A 19,687-nucleotide genomic window follows, 5' to 3' on the forward strand; every position below is an offset into this window, starting at 1 on the left:
TGACTTCAGTAGAGGAATCGGAACAGTCGAGGTGAAGAAACGGTGCTCAGTTACGAGGAGACGATCGTGGAGATGGAGCAGCGCCACGCCAGCTGGCTACAGCTCCTGGACCAATCCGCCGAGCGGCTGGAGAAGGTCTTGCTTGAGTTGCCGGTGCCGCAGAACGTAAGGGCCTATGCCTACATGCAGGGATTAACCCGGTTTCACAAATCACTGCTCGCCTTGCGTCTGCTTGTCGTTTCCGGTTTCGGCGACGAGGCAGCCAGCGTGTTACGGCGCCTGGCGGAAACGGCGGTGACAGTGAAATACGTCTCGATCTGCGGGGAGTCGCAGCTGTGGCCCCTGATGGAGGGGGCCGAATTCATTCCGGCGGTACAAGCCGACACCGCTAAGCGTGACATTCCGGACCTGCGAATGCTCGCGGAACAAATTGGCATGCCGGAATGGAAGGATGACATCCGGCCGGGGGATCTTCTCGTCGGTTTGGGTCCTCTATCTGAAACGGAAGATCCCGAGGACTGGTTTCCGCTGATCGGGCCCGCCCCGTTTGATGCCGCCGGCCTGCTCTCGAAAGGCTGCCGTTTAGCGGTCATCCTGTTAGATACCGTACCGGAATGCGGTTCCTAAGGCGTTCCGAACGGCGCGTTCAGCGGGAAATCAGCTTTAACCACGTTTCCGCCGCTTGCGCCGATACGTTTTCCGATAATCTCGCTCCCGCAAGGATGGGCAGCCAGGATAGGATCTCGTCCTTGGAGAACCGGCTTTTCTCGCAATAGAATTGCAGGTAAAGATCGGCGATTTCTTCGGACAGCTCATAATAAAGCAAATAGGATCGGCAGGCATCCGCCCGGGCATCCCCTCTCGTCGAATCTACCCAGTCAATAACGAACAGCCCCGTATCGGCCTGAATGAGGTTATGTACATGGAAATCGCCGTGACAAAGCCGGGTCCCTTCCGGCTGATCCTGCAACCGGCGCAGCAGATCTTCTTGCTGCCGAAGGGTTAAACCGGAGGCCGCGATCTTATGCGCGAGCCGCTCCGTCATTGCCGGCCAAGAGGCCGCTTCCGCTCCGTGGATCCGAATCTGCATCTCCGCGGCCTGGCTGAGGTAATCGGCCGCTTTCCCTGGCTCGCGCCGGATCCGTTCCCCCAAAGTCGGGCCGGGAACGTACTCCATCACGATCGCCTGCTGCCCATCGATCCGCTCTAGACCGTGTACCTTCGGTACCGGCAGCCCGCAGTCGCGAGCCCATCGCTGCTTGTCGGCTTCGCGGCCAGCCTCGTCATGCGGTAATCCCCGATGAAACAGTTTATAGATTTTCCCTTCGTGCAAATAGATTTGCGCCGTGTTTCCCTTTCCGATTTGCTGATCCAACACCATGCTTATCCCTCCTAGATTTACTTCGATTTTATCACAGTTCACCCTGGCTCTAGACGGAAGAATCCCTCATCCATACCGACACTTCGTGATATAGTAGAAAACAAGCATGTGATGTGCGTAAGATGCCGGGTTAAGGAGGTTCTCCAGAGATGAAGTTCAATCAAATTACCTGCGTGGATAACGTCGGGCTCGAAGGTTGGGCCTTGGAAGAATTGCAAACGTTCTCGAAACAACCGATTATCCGGTTTGACCAGGATCCGCAAAACAAAGACGAGGTAATGGAAAGAATCCAAGATGCGGATTGCGTACTTGTATCTTGGCGAACGAAAATCGATCGCGAAGTGATTGCAAGCCACCCCTCGATCCGCTATATCGGCATGTGCTGCAGCCTGTATGACGAGCGATCGGCCAACGTCGATATCGCTGCGGCGAGAGCGCATGGTATCGAGGTCCGGGGAGTCCGCGATTATGGTGATGAAGGGGTTGCCGAATTCGTCATGAGCGAGCTTATCCGCTTGCTCAAAGGTTTGGGCCCGCACCAATGGCTAAGCGAACCGGTCGAATTGCAGCAGCGCAAGCTGGGCATCATCGGGATGGGGGCAACCGGCCAGATCTTGGCGCATCGGGCTTCCGCTTTCGGCATGCGCGTCCAATATTTCAGCCGGAACCGCAAACCGGATTGCGAACAGGAAGGTTATGAATATGTTCCGCTTCGCGATCTGCTGCAAACTTCGGAGATCATCTCCATGCATTTGCCCAGAAACACCAAGCTCCTTGGGCCCGAGGAATTCGCCGCTTTGGGTCACGGCAAAATTCTGGTGAATACTTCCCTCGGAGCGCCTTTTGATGCTGCTGCGTTTCGGGAATGGATCCAGGAGAGCGGAAACTATGCGATCTTTGACGCGGATGGTGCAGGAGAGTTCAAAACCGAGCTTCACCGCTATCCCCAAATCATCTATACCGCTAAAGTGTCAGGTTTCACCCGGGAGGCCAGAGGAAGGTTATCTCGCAAAGTATTGGACAATCTGACGGGTTATCTAGGGACTAGCCAATGAAAAAAACAGCCTCGCAACCGCTCCGAAGAGCGAGTTTGCGAGGCTGTTGTTCTTGCAGCAGCGCATTAGGCAAGGTCTATTCCTTCGCGGCGGCTACCAGACTGACCGCATTTCGGCCATTCCGCTTCGAATCGTATAGGGCGGCGTCCGCGTCCCGAAGCAGCGATTCCAGCGTATCACCGGCAACAAGCGAAGGGGCTACGCCAAAGCTGGCCGTGATGCCGATAGAATCGGTCCCGGTTAGAAGCGGCTCGGCGCTCAACGCCGAACGCAGCCGTTCGGCCCATTCGACCGCTTCCCCGATCGCGGCATCCGGCATGCCTACCGCGAATTCTTCCCCGCCGTAACGGGCGAACAACGCCCCCGACGGCAGGATGCGGCGGCATACCTCGGTAACGTGCACGAGCGCCAGGTCCCCCGTCTCATGCCCGTATTTATCGTTGATCCGCTTGAAATAATCGATATCGAACAAAATGACGGCGAACGGCTTCCCGGCCGCCGTCGCTTTTTCCAACATCTCCTTGCCTTGACCGAGAAACCGTCTCCGGTTCGGAACCCCTGTCAATCCGTCCAGGAAGGCCAAATTTTGAAGCTGGTCCTGCAACCGCTTTTGTTCCGTAATGTCGATCAACAGCAGCAGCGTCCCCAGTGCGTCGCCGCCTTTGCTGATGACGGGCGAGGATCGGATCAGACAGGTGATCGGGCCGGCGGCGGTTTTCCAGTGCAGTTCCTCCTCCATGCCGTCGACGGAATGGACGAAGGGGAACGCCTCCCCCGTCAGCTCCGGCCATGCTTCGAACAACGTTTTGCCGATCGTTCGATGACTTACCCTCGGCAGCAGCCCTGACAACGCCCGGTTATAATCAACGATACGGTGCGCGCCGTCAAGGACGATAACCCCTTCCCGCATGCTTTCGAACAGGCTTTCCTTGGCGATCGGCACGATCGTCAGCATCCGCGAAGAGACGATTGCCCAGATATACATCGCGGAAGTCAGGCACAGCACCATCGGAACGGGGTCCATTCCCCACGGCGTGGCTCCCATCAAATACAGGAAGGCGGCCAGCATCGGGATCACTTGCGAAACGATTAATGTGGCGTGCTGGATACGGTACATCTTTTTCGTATGCCTCCAGCGACGCAGCAGCACCACCAAACCGCCAAGCAGGCAGCCGAAAGTGTAGGCACCGTGAACGATATACCATTCCCCAATATCAATGTCGACCAGCGGCACCGGGGAGGACTCCCGGATATAGATGTCTTTGTAAAAAAGATGGTGAACGTCATTCGTGGCGACCAGAAACAACGTAATCGCGGGAATGATGAACATCGCCGCAACCATCTTGCGCGAAACGTTTCTGCCCAGGTAGCGGAAAACGAGCAGCAAGCTTAATACTGCGGAGGCAGGCATCCCGATATACTCCACGACGATCCACCGCTTGATCTCTTCCAGCGAGTCGCTGGACAGCTCGAAAGCGAATCCGAAAATGTAAATGGCCAAGGCGGCGTTATAGATCAGGAAGGTGCGCGCATAAGGGATGCTTGTTCGATGAGCAAAAGCGTAAATACCCAGAAAAAAATTCAGCACGCCCGAAGTAGCGACGAGCGTAATATATACGTTGATTTCCGATCCCATCTCTATCGTTCTCCATGTCCTTGAATAATCGCAAATTTTGCTAACTTTGATTGTACAGGAAGTCTCACCGGATAGATATCTTTTTAAGGCGATAGACTTATATTTGCAAACCTATATATGAATTACATTCTATCACCTCTATAATTCATTAGTAATATTTACGATTAAGATCTTTGGACTCCTCAAAAAAAGATTCCTCATCGTTTGGATTAAAATACTTCCTCCCCATCTTGTCCGCCCCCTAATGTTAACTTCAGTATACAAAAAGGTCCCCATACAACTAAACACTTTTTTTAAGTGTCCCGTGTATGGGTACCAGTTTAGTAGCTCACGCTGAGCAATGCCGAACTCCTGTTGAATATACAGCCGGGAACGATCAGACTTTATTTGATAATTACATATTCCAAGTCAACCAGCTTGGCATAGGTCACAATTTGCTCCGTCGTTAAATTCAATGACACAACGGTATGGTGGCCGCCGCCGTTTTCAATCCAGGCTTTTACTCCATCCTGGAAGTTTGGCTTTACGTTCCAAAGCACGCGGGCCACCGGAAGTTTTGGAGCCGGGACCGTCGGCTCAAAGGCAGTAACCTCATTGATCAAGAGCTTATAATGCGTACCAAAGTCTGCCATGGAAACAACCACGCCGTCTCCCGCTTTGCCGTCAAATACTAAGCGCGCCGGATCTTCACGATCGCCGATGCCTAGCGGAGAAACGATGATTTTCGGCTTGTTGCTTGCCAAAGTCGGATCTACCTCAAGCATATGGGATTGAAGGATGGCTTCCTGACCTCTTGCCATCTCATAGGTATAATCCTCCATGAAGCCGGTGGATTGGTTATGGCTCATCACTTTAAGCAAGCGATCGAGCGCTGCCGTCTTCCAGTCTCCTTCACCGGCAAAACCGTATCCTTGGGCCATCAAACGTTGGACGGCAAGACCAGGAAGCTGTTTCATCCCATGCAAATCTTCGAAATTCGATGTGAAGGCGTTGTAACCGCCCTTATCAAGGAAACGCTTAAGAGCGATTTCATAGCTTGCTTGTACTTTTACGCTGGCCTCCCAAGCTTCCTTGCTGTAAGTGCCATAATCAAATTCATAAAGCTCTGCGTATTCCGCAAACAAAGCGTCGATCTCTTCCTCCGTAACGGCATTCACGCATTGAACGAGGTCTCCGATCCCAAAGTAGTCCACGGTCCATCCGAATTGAATTTGCGCTTCCACCTTATCCCCTTCTGTAACCGCAACGTTGCGCATGTTATCGCCAAAACGGGCGACCTTGATATTGAAGCTTTCGTTATAAGCAACCGCTACGTCCATCCAGTCTGCAATTTGCTGCTGCACTTCCGGGCGTTCCCAATACCCTACAACAATTTTATTTTGCTTTTTCAAACGGGCATTGATAAATCCATATTCACGGTCGCCATGAGCTGCCTGATTCAGGTTCATGAAGTCCATGTCGATGGTCGCCCAAGGAATGCTTTCATTGAATTGTGTTGCGAGATGAAGCAACGGCTTTTGCAGCAATTTCGTTCCGCGAATCCACATTTTTGCCGGTGAGAAGGTGTGCATCCAGGTGATGACGCCGGCAACATCGTCGCGATAGTTGACTTCTTTCATGATGCTTGTGATCTTATCCGCACTTACAGCCAAGTCCTGCAGTACCAGCGGATAGGGTAAAACACCGCTTTGATTTAACGCATCCGTCATCGTTTGCGCGTGGGCTTTGACTTCCGCGAGCGCTTCTTCCCCATATAGATGCTGCGAACCTACGACAAACCAAAACTGTTTTGTTCCTGCTGTTGACATCATGATCATCCTCTTTTCATTATTGAATAATAGGGGTTATTTCTGCCCGTAATAAGCGTTTTTTCCATGTTTCCGCAGATAATGCTTATCCAGAATACGCTGCGGCAGTTCTTCGGCAAAATGATTGAGTTCCCGGGCAAATAAATTCATTTTACAAACCTCTTCCAAAACAACGCTGTTCACTACCGCCGATTTTGCATCTTTCCCCCAGGTAAACGGCGCATGGCCATGAAGCAAGATACCGGGAATGGCCATCACGTCCAGCCCGCGCTGCTCAAAGGTTTCGATGATGACACGGCCGGTTTCCGCTTCGTAACCGCGGTCAATCTCCTCTTGAGTTAGGAAACGGGCACAGGGTACGGGTCCATAGAAGGTGTCTGCATGCGTAGTCCCCATCACGGGCACATCAAGGCCCGCTTGCGCCCAAACGGTCGCCCAGGTGGAATGCGTGTGCACGATGCCGCCGATTTCCGCGAAATGTTTATACAATACGGCGTGAGTCGCCGTGTCCGATGAAGGCCTCATCTCTCCTTCGACTACATTTCCATCCAAATCGACAACCACCATATCATCGGGTTTCATCGCTTCATAACTGACGCCGCTAGGTTTGATAACGAACAACCCGCTTTCCCGGTCAACGGCGCTCACATTTCCCCACGTGAATTTCACGAGTCCGTGTTTAGGCAAATCCAGATTCGCCTGGTATACTTCTTCCTTCAGTTGCTCCAGCATGTCAACCCCTCCAGTTCTCCTCCAGATGATCTACAGCGGCGCGCTCAATCGCCAGGCCTTTTTTGTAACGGTCGGTAAACACTTCGAAACCTTTAACGTCCACTCCATCCGGAACCATTTCCTGCGCCTGGACGTCTTTAAAAACCTTGTGGTCAAGAAAATCTTCCAGGCTTTCCTGCTGATCTTTGTTTATCATGTACGAGGCCAAAATCGCCATGCCCCATGCCCCTCCTTCGCCGGCGGTGGCCATCACTGAAACCGGAACATTCAGTGCTGCCGAGACAATCTTCTGTCCGACCACAGGGGTTTTAAAAAGACCGCCATGGGCTAGAACTTTATCGATGGCTACGTCTTCTTCCTTTGTCAGAATATCCATGCCGATTTTCAAGGCACCAAAAGAGGTAAAAAGATGCGTCCGCATGAAATTGGCCAAATTGAAATTGCTCTCCGGAGAGCGGACAAACAGCGGCCTGCCTTTATCCAATCCGGTGATATTTTCCCCGGAGAAATAACCATAGCTAAGCAATCCTCCGCCGTCGGGATCCGCTTCCAAGGCTTTATGCAGCAGCACACTGAAAATTTGATTCGTATCGGCTTGTTGCCCCATAGCCTCGTAAAACTCGCGGAACAACCCCAGCCAGGCGTTGATATCGCTTGAACAGTTGTTGGCGTGGACCATGCCGACCGGACTGCCGTTTGGCGTCGTCACCAAATCGATTTCCGGGTACACCTTGGAAAATTCTCGCTCCAATACAATCATGGCGAAAACGGAAGTTCCAACGGAGATATTCCCGGTACGTTTCCTCACGCTATTCGTTGCAACCATCCCTGTTCCCGCATCTCCTTCCGGAGGACAAAGCGGAATGCCAGGTTGCAAGCTTTGCGATACATCCAGAAGCTTGGCTCCGGCTTCAGTCAATTGGCCTGCCTGCTGGCCTGAGATACGGACTTCGGGAAGAATATCTTTAAGCTTCCACGGGTAACCTTTGGCGGCAACGAGTTCATCAAATTGCTTGAGCATCAATCCATTATAATTGCGTATGGATTCATCAATCGGGAACATGCCCGAAGCATCTCCGATGCCAATCGTCTTGTTACCGGTCAACAGCCAGTGAATGTATCCGGATAAAGTCGTTAGATAATCGATCCGAGGGACATGTGGTTCTTCGTTTAAAATGGCTTGATAAAGATGAGCAATGCTCCACCGTTCAGGAATGTTGAACCGGAATTTATCCGTTAATGCTTTAGCCGCGGCGCCGGTTGTCGAATTACGCCAGGTCCGAAACGGAACAAGCAGCTCGCCCGTGTGGTCAAAAGCCATATACCCATGCATCATTCCGGAAAACCCGATAGAACCAGTAGTTCGAAGGGTGATTCCAAATTGCCGTTCGACTTCCTGCTTCATTTCACGATAAGCTTCTTGCATCCCTGTGATGATATCCGTCAAGTTGTACGTCCAATATCCGTCTTTCAGGAGGTTTTCCCATTCATAGCTTCCGGATGCAATCGTTTCAAAACGCCGATCAATCAGCACCGCTTTAATGCGAGTGGATCCGAATTCGATTCCCAGAGATGTTTCCCCATTGGCAATCGCTTGTTTCACGTCTACATGATTCATGATCACGTAAATCCCCTCTCCGATACGGTTTTCATATCAATATTCGAAAGAATACGCTTTCCTTACTGACAGACTTAGTATATTTTTTGTACGTACATTTGTCAATCTTAATAGTTATATATGCATACAACTATCACTACAACAACTTTTTTCCTTCTCCCTGTCGCTTTTATAAGGATTTTCATTCATGAAAAATCATGTTAAAATCTGTACATACAACTATTCGGCATAAATCAATTAGTGCGCGAGAACATGAAAGAAGTGGGTTAAATGAAGCCAAAATATCAGGTCATCATTGAGGATATAAAGAGCAATATTCTCTCGGGAATTTACGGAGTAGGGGAACAAATCCCTACGGAATCGGCTTTGCAGGACAAATACCAAGTGAGCCGCCAGACGGTTCGGAAAGCCATTTTGGAATTGTCGAACGAGGGGTTCTTGAGAAGCGAAAAGGGGTCCGGCACATACGTCAGCGGCCAATACCGCTCCAAATCCGCCGGGAATTCCAATAAGAAAACGATTGGGGTCATCACCACTTATATTTCGGACTACATTTTCCCTTCGATTATCCGCGGAATTGAAGGGCGATTGAACGAAGATAACTATTCGCTGCTGTTGGCCAGTACCAATAATGATGTCGCGCAGGAAAAAAAAGCTCTGGAAATGATGTTGTCCTATGGCGTAGACGGATTGATTATCGAACCGACGAAAAGCAATTTATACAACCCCAATATCGCTTATTACCTGTCGTTCAAGGAACAGGACGTTCCCTTCATCATGATCAATGCCTATTATGAAGAATTGGAGGTCCCTTTCTTTTGTCTTGACGACGTGCAGTCGAGCTACCTTGCAACCAAAGAACTGATTTCCAAAGGACACACCCAGATTGGAATTATTTCCAAGATGGATGATTTGCAAGGAAAGTATCGCATGAAGGGGTATATCAAGGCTCTTGGAGAAGCGAAATTAAGATTTCACCCGGAGCAAGTGCTCTCTTACGATACGGAGACCAAGCCGGATTTATCCGCCGCTTTGAAGAAGTTCCTCAATGAAAACCGGGATGATTTGACGGCCATCGTTTGCTACAACGATGAAGTGGGGTTGGAAGTCGTCAATGGATGCAGACAGCTTGGCATATTAATCCCGGACGAATTATCGATTATTGGCCAGGACAATTCTTATATCGCCAAAAATGCGAACATCAAACTCACGACACTGACCCACCCGCAAGAGCAAATGGGGCGCGATGCAGCGGACTGGATCATAAAAAAACTGCAGGGGAGGAAGGATTTACCGAACAACACCTATTACCAACCCGTGTTAATTGAAGGCGAGACGGTAAAAGAGATGGAAGTACAATGATCTTTGGTACAGTGGGAAGCAGCGCCCTGATAATAACATTAAAAAATACGAGGGCATTCCCCCGGGGGATTCCGCAAGCTGCAAAGCTAACTCATATATGTAAGGGCCGGCATCCTGAATGATGCCGGCCCTGGTTATACTCCATCGAACGAGGCTTGTTTCGGAAGAAGAGACGCTTCTTTTTCCCATTCCTCAATGCGCCTCATCTATGTTTACGATTGGTTTTCCGTCTATAAATCAACTTTGAGGACACTTTACTTTTAGTTTGTTTTCAATCTCTCTTCCAATTCCTGTCTAATCTTGCCTTCATTTTTTTCATACTTTACATATTTCAACATAATGATGGCTCCGATTGCAAAGAAAATCGCCGGCAGCCAGGTAAAGCAAAACTTGATGGCTGCCAATGCTTGAGGCGTCTGTGTCGCATTTGCCACATAACCTGCAGAATCCAAGATTAACGAAGGAATAAAGCTTCCCCATATTTTCAAGATCAACGCCGCCAGTTGGCATAATGCTTACGTGAGGCATAGGACCTTTAATCGCCTTCACAAAATAGCTTTTTACGGATTGCGACGCCGTGAAATTGTCGGGCTCAAATGGGACGCCATCAGCTTTCAGCATCAGACCATTACCATCAAGCACACCGTTATCCCTGTATCTTATGAGGGCAAACAAATCATCGTTGCAAAAGACCGGGCCAAGAACAAATTGAGTTACCGCACTTTGCCGCTCGTCCTGAAAAAGCATATTTTACGCCGGATTCGATTTCTTCGGCTCAAGTGGTGAGCAATACCTTACAAAATACCAAGTATGCAAAAAGCTCTTGAATTCCACGAGGGAATCCAAGAGCTCGTCAATTGTTTGAGTAATGCGGTCGAGAGGACTCGAACCTCCACGGGGGGTTAGCCCACACGGACCTGAACCGTGCGCGTCTGCCAATTCCGCCACGACCGCGTTTGTGGTTGATGCATTGTTTTGCAGCAACGAAATATATAATATCATTTATATATCGAAGAGTCAACACTAAAAAAGGGACCAACCCGTCACCGCCGGTTAGTCCCTTCCTCCGCTCGGTGGAATCAAGCTAAATTAATTTCCTTGATTTTATCCATCGGGAACTTCGGTTTCCGTTCTTCCGTCAACAGCCCGTTGATTTCTTGCTGCACATCGGTTAATTGCGTATAGCAAAAGCCGCAAATATAGTCGACGCTTTTGATCGCCTGAATCAAGCCTTCGAAACGGCTCAGGAACTCCTCGTCCGTCCGTACCTGATGTCCATACCCCCACCCTTTATCCGATTCGAAAGCAATCCCGCCGAACTCGGTAATCATGATCGGCTGACCTTTGTACTCGTAACCGTCGGCCAGCGCGTATTTCCATTGGTTGCAGGAAATTTCCTTGTTGACGATGGCGTCCTTGTTGCCCGCATACCGTTTGAGGAAACCTTCTCCCGTCTCGACGTAGTCGTGCAGCGTAATAATATCGGAAATCGTATGCTCCCAGCCGTCATTCGTAATGACCGGCCGGTACGGGTCAATGGATTTGGTCAGATGGTAGATGGTTTCCGTAAATTTCTGCTGTCTCTGATCGTGCCGAATGTAGGGAACCCCCCAGGACTCGTTAAACGGAACCCAGGTGATAATGCTGGGATGGTTATACTGCTGATGGACGATTTCCAGCCATTCCTTGGTGAAGTTCTCTACCGCATCATCATGAAATTCGAAGGTTGCCGCCATTTCCGACCATACCAAGAGCCCTTTCACGTCGCACCAATACAGGAAGCGGGCATCCTCGATTTTCATATGCTTGCGCACCCCGTTATAGCCCATTTCCAGCATGTAGTCGATATCGGCAATAAGCGCCTCCTCGCTCGGCGGAGTCAGGTGACTCTCCGGCCAGTACCCTTGGTCCAACATCAGCCTTTGGTAGATCGGCACATTGTTGAGCAGCACTTTGCCTTTCTCGATCGATACCTTTCTCATGCCAAAATAAGAGAACACGCGGTCTACGACGACCTCATCCAAATACAGCACGAATTCCACGTCATATAAATTCGGTTGAGCGGGCGACCAGAACGATCTTTTCCATGGGCCGTTCGCTTCATGCACCAAGTCGACTTCCACGCTTAAGCGGGGCCGATCGACCGCAAGGCTTACCGTTTTTACATGATGATCCTTCAGGGTCACGATGGCTTCGAGCCTCAAGCTCCCCGCCCTGGTCTCAAGACCATGCACCCGGTAATCAAACGACACTCGGGCATGATCGAGATCAGGCGTGATTTTTACCGTATCCAGCCGTTGCTCCTCCACGTATTCCAGCCAGACCGTCTGCCAAATGCCCGTACTCTGAACATAAAAGCACTCGAAGTTATCTTTCGTCCAACGCTGCTTACCCCGGGGTTGGGTACAGTCGTTACTATCCTCCGCCTTGAGCGTGATCACATTATCCGCACCGAAGACCAGGTAGGGCGTGATATCTAGGGAAAATGCGGCATAGGCCCCCTGATGTCCGCCCGCCGACTCCCCGTTCACCCATACCTTGGCGATATAATCCACCGCCTGAAAGTGCAAGATGACTCGCTTTCCAGCCGCTTCCTTTGGGATCGGCACGCTCTTGCTGTACCACACCCGTGCATGGAATTCCTCCAGGCCGATGCCGCTAGCCTTGGTTTCGTACGTAAACGGAACCTTAATTTTATGCGTTCCCGCGAGCTGCTTCTGCCACTTTTCGGCTTCGCCGACATTCTGATCGTCGAAGCGGAAGTCCCATTCGCCGTTCAGGTTCATCCATTCGTTTCGGACGAACTGGGGCCTCGGATAATCTTTGATATAACCTTTGGTAGTCATGTGATGCCTCCTGTTTACGGGTTCGTTCTCATTTCCAACGCATATATGGATGACGGACGAAGAGGATATCCGGTCTTCCATGTCTCGATCGGTACGACGCTCATTTTGCTGGCGATCCGATTCGGCTCGAACACGGTATTCAAGTCCTGATCGGAGTCTCCCGTAATGACATGAAGGAGCGTTCCTTCGGAAACTTCAAGCTCACGCAAATCAAGGGTCGTCATCACTTCATGCAAGCTCCGGTTGACGATAAAGACCGTGATCACGCTGCCCTCTTCATTCGTGCAGGCTACGACATCCAGATCCGGGAGCGCATCCAGCTTGATCGGAGCCGGCTTATTCGTTTGAACGGAGAAGGTCCCGCATTCGATGCGCACAGGCAGCAATCGCGTGATTTTCCGTCCGGCATAAAGCTTCATCACTTCATAAGTCGGGGTTCCGTAAACGGTGAGCGGATGCCCGCTCCAGCCCGGCAGCTTGCCGCAATATTGGTCGGCATAATGATCGCCAACCCGGATGCATCCCCCAAGCCAGCCGTTGACCAAGTCGGAGAAGCTGCCGATGTGCACCAGATCGCTCGCGCGCAGCATTTCGTTCAGATTGGCCGCGTTGGCAACCGCTGCGCCCAGCGTATGCTCTTCCGGCACTCCTTTTCTCACGTTATTGGGATAGTACATCGTGTTATATTCGGTTATTGCCAGCTTCACATGGCTGTGTTTCGGACTTTCCAAGATTTGTTCTCTCGTCTGCTCGATATGGTGTCTCGTCCATTCCGGGAAGCTGGCGATCGCCTTATAGCGCTCTTCCGCCGGCGTGCTGCGGTCCATCGCAAAGCGGTTGTACCCATGATACAAGTGCAGGGTCAGGTAATCGATCCGCTCTCCCGCGATTTCAAGCACCGCCTTGTTCCAGTCCGGATCGGTATGTCCGCAGGCTAAAATCACAATCGCAGGGTCGGTCGCCTTCATGGCTTCGATGAAGGTTACGGTACGCCGAGCGAAATCGTCGGCGGTACACGTCCCTACCTGCCAAGCGCCCCACACCTCGTTGCCGATCTCCCAGTACTTCACGTTGTAGGGTTCAGGGGATCCATTGGCGGCGCGGATCGCCCCCATGGGGGTATCAGCGCCTCCATTGCAGTATTCAACCCACTGCGCAGCTTCCTCTGGCGTTCCGGAGCCGTCATTCACGCAGATCAGCGGTTCGACCTGCAGCTCCCGACAGAACCGGATGAATTCATCCGTACCGAAATATTTGCTCGTCCAGCCTCCCCACGCCTCGTTGTACATGACCGGGCGTTCAAGCACCGGTCCGATGCCGTGTTCAAAGTGGTACGCGCTGATATAGTTGCCGGCCAGCCTCATCATCCCGGCGTTCAAATCCCTCGCCATCTCGACCACTTCCCGCTTCACGAAGCCGATATGGTCCTCCGGCAGCAAGGAGATATGATCGATCCAGAGCATGCCGGTGGATACGCTGTCTTGCCATCTTGGATGCTCCGCAGGCACATAAATGCGGAATTCCGCATCGGCGCAATCCCTGCTGATGGTCAACATGGCCTCATATTCCCGCCAATTGTGGCTGTCCAGCTCAATCCGTTCCAGGCCTAAACGTTCCTGACGAAGCCGGTCCACAACCTCGACAATGACATAGCTGATTTCAACCGAAGCCCTGGCCACCAGTTTGATCGAATAGCGGATCGGCCCTTTAATCGCGAGCTGCTGAGCGATTCCCGCGTAAGCCTCATCATCGCTCAGTATCCGAATGCGCTGAGCGCGTCCCGAGTGCTTTGGCGCCGGAGCTTCCAGGGCATATTTCGTATTACGTCCGTTCGTGTAGGGATACCATCTTCCCGACACCTCGGCCTTCCCTTCCGCTTCGCTCTCCAAATCCATGTCTTTCAGCGGAAAGGCCAGCATCGCTTCCATATGATCCCGGATGTCTTCAACGAAATGTCCAAACAAGTAGGGGTTAATCCCATGCCCGTTCGACTGGCTGCCGTCGATGGTAATCGTGGCTTTATTCATCAATGGTTTACCTCCGTTCGCGTTTATCCTTTAATTGAGCCGATCATGACCCCTTTGACAAAATGCCGCTGCACAAACGGGTACATGACCAACACCGGCAGACTGGAAACAATAATCACCGCATATTTAATGCTTTCGGAGAGAAGAATTTTCTCCTCCATCCCGACGTTGCCGCCATCGACGCCCGCAGACTGGCTGATCATCAAAATTTCCCGCAGGATCAGTTGGAGCGGGTAAAGATGCTCGCTGCGAATATAAATCAGCGCATTAAAGAAAGCATTCCAGTGGCCAACCGCATAGAACAAGACCATCACCGCCAATATCGGCTTGGACAACGGCAGGATAATGCTGATCAGCAGCCGCCAATTGGAGCAGCCGTCGATATGCGCCGCTTCCTGCAGTTCCCAAGGAATGCTGGATTGGAAATACGTTCTCATGACGATCAGATTGTAAGTGGAGATCGCCCCCGGAATGATCAGCGCCCACATCGTATCGACCATTCCGAGACTCTTGACGAGCAAGTAGCTCGGAATCAGCCCGCCGCTGAAGAACATCGTCAGGGTAATGATCAGCATCAACCCTTTACGTCCCGGCAAATCCGGCCTTGATAGCGGGTATGCCGCCAAAAGAGTCATTGTAATATTGATCAGTGTGCCGACGACAGTGTAGAGAATGGAGTTCCGGTAGCCGGTCCAAATCTGATCATTGTGCAGAATATTGTTATAAGCTTCAAGGGTGGGGCCCTTCGGAAGCAACCACACCTCACCGCTCAGCACCCTGGCAGGGTCGCTGAACGATGCGCTAACCACGAATAACAAAGGATAAAGCACGATCATAATGATCACCGCAGCGATCAAATATACGATAACATCGAACCAACGTTCGTCCGATGGACCTTTCGCAATTGCCTCTTTAGCCATACTTCGTCCCCTCCATTACCAAAGGCTCGTCTCCGACGTTTTGCGCGCGAACCGGTTTACCAGCAGCAGCAAGGTCAGGTTGATCAAGGAATTGAAGAGCCCGATGGCCGCCGTGTAGCTGTATTCCCCCTTCAATATCCCCGTCGTATACACAAACGTGGAAATAACGTCGCTCGCTTCGAGATTCAGGTTGTTTTGCATGAGCAATATTTTCTCGAAACCGATGTTCATGAACTGCCCAATATCCAAAATGAGCAAGATGACGATGACGGGAACGATGCCCGGGAGAGAGACGTGCCAGATCCGCCGCATCCGCGATGCGCCGTCCATCTTGGCCGCTTCGTACAACTGCGGATTGATTCCGCTCAGCGCCGCGATGTAGATAATGGATTGCCAGCCCATATTCTGCCAGATGTTCGAACCGATAAAGATGGTCTTGAACCATCCGGCCGATTCCATGAAGCGGATTTCCGATCCGCCCAAGGCTTGGATCAGCATATTGATCGGGCCGTTCGTAGACAGAAGCACGGTTAATATCCCTACGATGACGACAACCGAAATGAAGTGCGGAATATAGGTGATGTTTTGCAACAGCTTGCTGTAGGTTTTGCTTCGAATCTCATTAATGAGAAGGGCAAGCATTATCGGAATCGGAAACGCAAGGATCAAGGAGAACAAATTGATGGAGAGCGTGTTCCAGAGCAGTCTCCAAAAGTAATACGAATCGAAAAACCGCTGGAAGTGCTCGAAACCAACCCAACTGCTGCCCAGAATCCCCTTGCCCGGATTAAAATTTTTGAAAGCGATTTGCAGCCCGTATAAGGGGCCGTAATGGAACAGCAAATACCATGCGATCGGCAACAGCAGCATGAGATACAAATCGTATCTCTTTGCGATCTGCTTGATGAGGCGGCTGCCCCGTTCCGCTCGGAATCGGGGCGCCGCGGCAGTCTCATGGATTTCTGCGTTCTTCATGAACATCCACTCCTATCCCACTTGAGGATCTGCCTTATTTAGCCATTTTGTCATAAGCGTCTTGATAAATTTGCTGAAGCTCTTCAATGTTCATCTTTTTCAACGTGGACTGGAACTCTTCCCACTTGTCGAAGCTCAAAGCGCCTGCGATAAATTTGGTGCTTTGCTCATCATAATACTTGTCGATATCGTTGCGGAGCACGTTCACCTTTTGGGCCGTTGCCTCGTCAAACATCGGTGCAGCATAACGGATTTGCGGCATGTACGGATCCAACGCTTTCTGGGCTTCTTGTACTTGCGGAGGATTGATGTAGGAAGCGACATATTCGCTGATCAGGTGAGGCGCGCCTCCACCGGCATACGGAGTCAGCTTCGGCTGCGTCTCGGCTGTAGAGAATTCCGGCTTATAAGTCGGGATGCCGTCGACCAATTCATAGTGCTCGCCTTCCCGTCCGAATCTCAGCAGTGTCGAGCCTTCATCGCTATAGAAATAGTCGATCCAGCGCATGGATACTTCCGGATATTTATTGACCGAAGTAATGGCGAACGCACCTTGGTCACGCGGAACCGGGGCTCCCTGGCTTTGAAGACGGTCGCCATGCGGTCCTTCAAACGGAGCAATCCCCGTATACTGATCGGCAATCGGCAGGAAGTTGTTGTTGGTCTGGTCAAAGAACACGCCCGTATTTCCCGAACCTTGTTTAGCCAAATACTGCGCTTCCGTATGGGAGAATACTTCATGATCCAGCAGATTCTCTTTGTACAGCTTGTTCAGGAACATTAGCAGTTCCTTATTGCGTTCGCTCCCCATCCAGATTTCAACCTTGCCGTCGACGATGTTCACGTTGTAGCCGAACTGCTGGTCGAGTCCATACGAACCGCTCATCGCAACCACGATCGGGAGGCCGGTGCGGGCCGTGAGCGGAATTTCGTCCTGCTTTCCGTTTCCGTTCGGGTCCTGATCCCGGAAAGCCACCAGCACATTGTACAGTTCATCCAGCGTTTCCGGCGCTTTCAGGTTCAACTTCTCCAGCCAGGCCGTATTGATCCATCTCTTGTCCGTCCGGGCCGAATCCAGCGTAACAATGCCCGGAATCGTGTAGATATGCCCCTCCGGCGTAGTGATCGATGCGCGGATCTCCGGGTATTCCTCCATCAGTTTCTTCAGATTCGGAGCATATTCTTCGATCAAATTTTCCAGCGGAATCAATTGACCGCCAGCGCCGTAGCGAACCGCTTCAAGCGGCGTGATTGCGGAGCGGTACATGATGTCCGGCAACTCGTTGGATGCAAACAGCAGATTCTTCTTCTCGGCAAAACCGTCGGTCGGAGATTCGATGAACTCCATTTGGACATTGCTCATTTTCTCGTAATCCTGAAATACCGGCATGTCCTTAAACGGCCCGTTAACGGGCGCGATCCGGGTAAACGCCTTCAGTTTGACCGGTTCCTGCACGATCGGAAATCCGTCTTTGCTGACCTCGGATGCTCCGCCTCCTTCAGAAGCGGTTTTGTTCGCGCCGGAGCCGGAGCCGCATCCCCCCAGCACCAATGCGGCAATCAGCACCGCGCTGATCGTTTTTCCCCAATGTTTTCGCATCTTTTGCATGACCTCCTTCGTAAATGGCAAAACATCGATTGCTGTAAGCGTTTACCTTGGTGTGAATTCATTATATTCGATCCGCACGGGCGCCAAATTCCACAATTATGACCACATACTCCACTTATTTGACGGTAGGGGTAGGCCTGATTTTCTGCACGTAGGCTTGGGGGGTCATGCCGGTCCACTCCTTGAACACTTTGAAAAAATAGTTATACGTGCTGAACCCCACCTGCACGCTCACCTGCTTAACCGAGTACCCGCCGCTTTCCAACAGCTTGCGACTGGCGTCGATCCGAACCCGGTTCACGTATTCCGAAAACGTCATCCCCGTCTCCTCTTTGAAAATCCGGCTGAGATACGAGGGATGAAGCCCGATGGCTCCCGCCGCAAGCTCCAACGTGATATAGCTTGGGTATTTCTCCAGGATCAGCAGAATCGCTTGCGAAACATGCCGCGAATGGTGACCGGCCGCACGCTCCCGCTTCAACCGGTCAAGCAGCTCCTCGTAATAGGAGTACAGCCATTGCTCCAAACCGTCCACGCTGCCGATCCGACCCAAATCCTCCCGCGCCGTGAAGCCGCTTCCCGCCGGGTCGTCTCCGGCGAAAGGAACCCATTTGCGAGCCGCCTTCTCCCCTATGGAGAGCAGCTCGCGGACGATCATCTGAACCGCTTGGGCATGGACCGGCTGCTGACGAATCCCCTTAAACGCGGAGGCAATCGCTTCCCGCACGCCTTCCCGATCTAAATTTTCCATGGAGAGGAGGAGCTGCTTCTGTTCCTCGATCGTTAAAGAAACCCTTTCAGCGAACGCCCCCTCCGCAGGCAGGGGACGGGAAGCGTCAAGAACCTGCTCGGCGGTCCGGTAACTAGCCTCAAGCTTGGACAAGCTGGAACACACGTGGCCGATCGCATACGTACATTTCAAATTCAAAAACAGCTCCAGCGAATGGCGCAGGTGACTCATCAGCCTTTCCGCTTCGCTCGCGGCGACCTGCTCGCTCCTGTCCTTGAAAGCGAACAAGGCAGCGATGCGGCCGTTTTCCACGTAAGTCACGGTCCGTTCCGGTTGATCCCCTAAGGTCTGCTGCATCAGGTCAATGGCCTGCTGGACCATCCGGTTGGTCTGCACGTCGCTGCGGGATTCCGTCAGCAGCAGGAAGGAGGAGATTTGCATCGCCGCGGCGGTATAACACACCGTATCCTGTAACCGTCCGCTATTCCGGGCATAATCCTCCAGTTCCTTGACTGCGCCGGGCTTCCCCCGCATGGTTTGGGCAAGGAGTTCCCGAAACTCCGAAGGGCTGCCGAGCTTTCGCAATTGGCCGTCCTGGTCCTTCTCCATTTCGCGGGCCGCTTTCCTCAACACGCCGCTAAGTTGATCCGCGTCCAAACGATGCTTCAGCAAATAATCGACCGCCCCGTTCTTCAAGCACTCGCGAACATAGTCGTAATCGTCATAGCTGCTAAGCATGATGGTCTTCACGGAGGGATAACGCTCCCGGATCGTTCGGTTTAATTCCACGCCGTTCATGCCCTGCATATTCACGTCCAGGATAACGATATGGGGCCGAAGCCGTTCGATCATCCGGAGCGCTTTCTCTCCCTCATAGGCTTCGCCGCAAAGTTCGAAACCCTGGTTTCGCCAATCCGACAGCGTACGAAGATGGTGGTGCACCAAAGGTTCATCGTCAACCAACAATACTTGATACATGGCCTATTCC

Annotated in this window: 14 protein-coding genes, 1 tRNA gene and 1 pseudogene; 3 read left to right on the forward strand and 13 right to left on the reverse strand. The window is 51.7% G+C overall.

Going from position 1 to position 19,687, the window contains the following annotated elements; translation table 11 throughout:
* The first annotated feature begins 42 nt into the window (after positions 1-42).
* Positions 43-627, forward strand: coding sequence for a hypothetical protein (locus MJ257_RS11605; protein ID WP_240269391.1), 585 nt, complete (start codon positions 43-45; stop codon positions 625-627).
* 19 nt (positions 628-646) lie between these two features.
* Here the strand turns inward: MJ257_RS11605 and MJ257_RS11610 are convergent, their stop codons facing one another.
* Positions 647-1,381: a phosphotransferase family protein gene (locus tag MJ257_RS11610; protein WP_240269392.1), complete on the reverse strand. Its 735-nt coding sequence runs from the start codon at positions 1,379-1,381 to the stop codon at positions 647-649.
* 149 nt (positions 1,382-1,530) lie between these two features.
* Here MJ257_RS11610 and MJ257_RS11615 point away from each other — a divergent pair, with 149 nt between their 5' ends.
* The gene (locus MJ257_RS11615) at positions 1,531-2,436 is read left to right on the forward strand and encodes a D-isomer specific 2-hydroxyacid dehydrogenase family protein (RefSeq protein ID WP_240269393.1); all 906 of its coding nucleotides are present in this window, start codon (positions 1,531-1,533) and stop codon (positions 2,434-2,436) included.
* Positions 2,437-2,512: 76 nt separating this feature from the next.
* On the opposite strand, the gene MJ257_RS11620 is transcribed toward MJ257_RS11615, so the two are convergent.
* The 4 genes from MJ257_RS11620 to MJ257_RS11635 form a co-directional block, all read right to left on the reverse strand.
* The gene (locus MJ257_RS11620; protein ID WP_240269394.1) at positions 2,513-4,072 is read right to left on the reverse strand and encodes a histidine kinase N-terminal 7TM domain-containing diguanylate cyclase; all 1,560 of its coding nucleotides are present in this window, start codon (positions 4,070-4,072) and stop codon (positions 2,513-2,515) included.
* A gap of 383 nt (positions 4,073-4,455) precedes the next feature.
* A complete protein-coding gene (araA, locus tag MJ257_RS11625; RefSeq protein ID WP_240269430.1) occupies positions 4,456-5,880 on the reverse strand; it encodes an L-arabinose isomerase in 1,425 nt (474 codons plus the stop codon).
* A gap of 36 nt (positions 5,881-5,916) precedes the next feature.
* The gene (locus MJ257_RS11630; protein WP_240269395.1) at positions 5,917-6,612 is read right to left on the reverse strand and encodes an L-ribulose-5-phosphate 4-epimerase; all 696 of its coding nucleotides are present in this window, start codon (positions 6,610-6,612) and stop codon (positions 5,917-5,919) included.
* Between the two features lies 1 nt (position 6,613).
* Positions 6,614-8,230 (reverse strand): xylulokinase, encoded by a 1,617-nt coding sequence (locus tag MJ257_RS11635; RefSeq protein WP_240269431.1) that lies wholly within the window; start codon positions 8,228-8,230, stop codon positions 6,614-6,616.
* A gap of 270 nt (positions 8,231-8,500) precedes the next feature.
* Between MJ257_RS11635 and MJ257_RS11640 the strand changes: the two genes are divergently transcribed.
* Positions 8,501-9,592 carry a GntR family transcriptional regulator gene (locus MJ257_RS11640; protein ID WP_240269396.1) on the forward strand — a complete coding sequence of 364 codons (1,092 nt, stop codon included), beginning with the start codon at positions 8,501-8,503 and terminating at the stop codon, positions 9,590-9,592.
* A gap of 477 nt (positions 9,593-10,069) precedes the next feature.
* On the opposite strand, the pseudogene MJ257_RS24985 reads toward MJ257_RS11640, so the two are convergent.
* The 8 genes and pseudogenes from MJ257_RS24985 to MJ257_RS11680 form a co-directional block, all read right to left on the reverse strand.
* Positions 10,070-10,144, reverse strand: a pseudogene (locus tag MJ257_RS24985) (bifunctional 2-keto-4-hydroxyglutarate aldolase/2-keto-3-deoxy-6-phosphogluconate aldolase); the annotation flags it as partial.
* Positions 10,145-10,461: 317 nt separating this feature from the next.
* Positions 10,462-10,546, reverse strand: a tRNA-Leu gene (locus MJ257_RS11650).
* Positions 10,547-10,671: 125 nt separating this feature from the next.
* The gene (locus tag MJ257_RS11655; RefSeq protein ID WP_240269398.1) at positions 10,672-12,438 is read right to left on the reverse strand and encodes a glycoside hydrolase family 2 protein; all 1,767 of its coding nucleotides are present in this window, start codon (positions 12,436-12,438) and stop codon (positions 10,672-10,674) included.
* Between the two features lie 14 nt (positions 12,439-12,452).
* Positions 12,453-14,468 carry an alpha-L-arabinofuranosidase family protein gene (locus MJ257_RS11660; RefSeq protein WP_240269399.1) on the reverse strand — a complete coding sequence of 672 codons (2,016 nt, stop codon included), beginning with the start codon at positions 14,466-14,468 and terminating at the stop codon, positions 12,453-12,455.
* A 20-nt stretch (positions 14,469-14,488) separates the two neighbouring features.
* Entirely contained in the window at positions 14,489-15,385 is an 897-nt protein-coding gene (locus MJ257_RS11665; protein ID WP_240269400.1) for a carbohydrate ABC transporter permease, read from the reverse strand.
* Between the two features lie 15 nt (positions 15,386-15,400).
* The gene (locus MJ257_RS11670) at positions 15,401-16,360 is read right to left on the reverse strand and encodes an ABC transporter permease (RefSeq protein ID WP_240269401.1); all 960 of its coding nucleotides are present in this window, start codon (positions 16,358-16,360) and stop codon (positions 15,401-15,403) included.
* Between the two features lie 34 nt (positions 16,361-16,394).
* Positions 16,395-17,960: an extracellular solute-binding protein gene (locus MJ257_RS11675; protein WP_240269402.1), complete on the reverse strand. Its 1,566-nt coding sequence runs from the start codon at positions 17,958-17,960 to the stop codon at positions 16,395-16,397.
* A 124-nt stretch (positions 17,961-18,084) separates the two neighbouring features.
* A complete protein-coding gene (locus tag MJ257_RS11680) occupies positions 18,085-19,677 on the reverse strand; it encodes a response regulator (RefSeq protein ID WP_240269403.1) in 1,593 nt (530 codons plus the stop codon).
* Positions 19,678-19,687 lie beyond the last annotated feature (10 nt).

Origin of the sequence: Paenibacillus timonensis, from assembly GCF_022427145.1 — a bacterium.
In the GTDB taxonomy this organism is placed as follows: domain Bacteria; phylum Bacillota; class Bacilli; order Paenibacillales; family Paenibacillaceae; genus Fontibacillus; species Fontibacillus timonensis.

Coding starts and splice junctions, on each gene's coding strand:
- MJ257_RS11610 (WP_240269392.1), bottom strand. CDS start 1,381: ATGGTGTTGGATCAGCAAATCGGAAAGGGAAACACGGCGCAAATCTAT.
- MJ257_RS11615 (WP_240269393.1), top strand. CDS start 1,531: ATGAAGTTCAATCAAATTACCTGCGTGGATAACGTCGGGCTCGAAGGT.
- MJ257_RS11620 (WP_240269394.1), bottom strand. CDS start 4,072: ATGGGATCGGAAATCAACGTATATATTACGCTCGTCGCTACTTCGGGC.
- araA (WP_240269430.1), bottom strand. CDS start 5,880: ATGTCAACAGCAGGAACAAAACAGTTTTGGTTTGTCGTAGGTTCGCAG.
- MJ257_RS11630 (WP_240269395.1), bottom strand. CDS start 6,612: ATGCTGGAGCAACTGAAGGAAGAAGTATACCAGGCGAATCTGGATTTG.
- MJ257_RS11635 (WP_240269431.1), bottom strand. CDS start 8,230: ATGAATCATGTAGACGTGAAACAAGCGATTGCCAATGGGGAAACATCT.
- MJ257_RS11640 (WP_240269396.1), top strand. CDS start 8,501: ATGAAGCCAAAATATCAGGTCATCATTGAGGATATAAAGAGCAATATT.
- MJ257_RS11655 (WP_240269398.1), bottom strand. CDS start 12,438: ATGACTACCAAAGGTTATATCAAAGATTATCCGAGGCCCCAGTTCGTC.
- MJ257_RS11665 (WP_240269400.1), bottom strand. CDS start 15,385: ATGGCTAAAGAGGCAATTGCGAAAGGTCCATCGGACGAACGTTGGTTC.
- MJ257_RS11670 (WP_240269401.1), bottom strand. CDS start 16,360: ATGAAGAACGCAGAAATCCATGAGACTGCCGCGGCGCCCCGATTCCGA.
- MJ257_RS11675 (WP_240269402.1), bottom strand. CDS start 17,960: ATGCGAAAACATTGGGGAAAAACGATCAGCGCGGTGCTGATTGCCGCA.
- MJ257_RS11680 (WP_240269403.1), bottom strand. CDS start 19,677: ATGTATCAAGTATTGTTGGTTGACGATGAACCTTTGGTGCACCACCAT.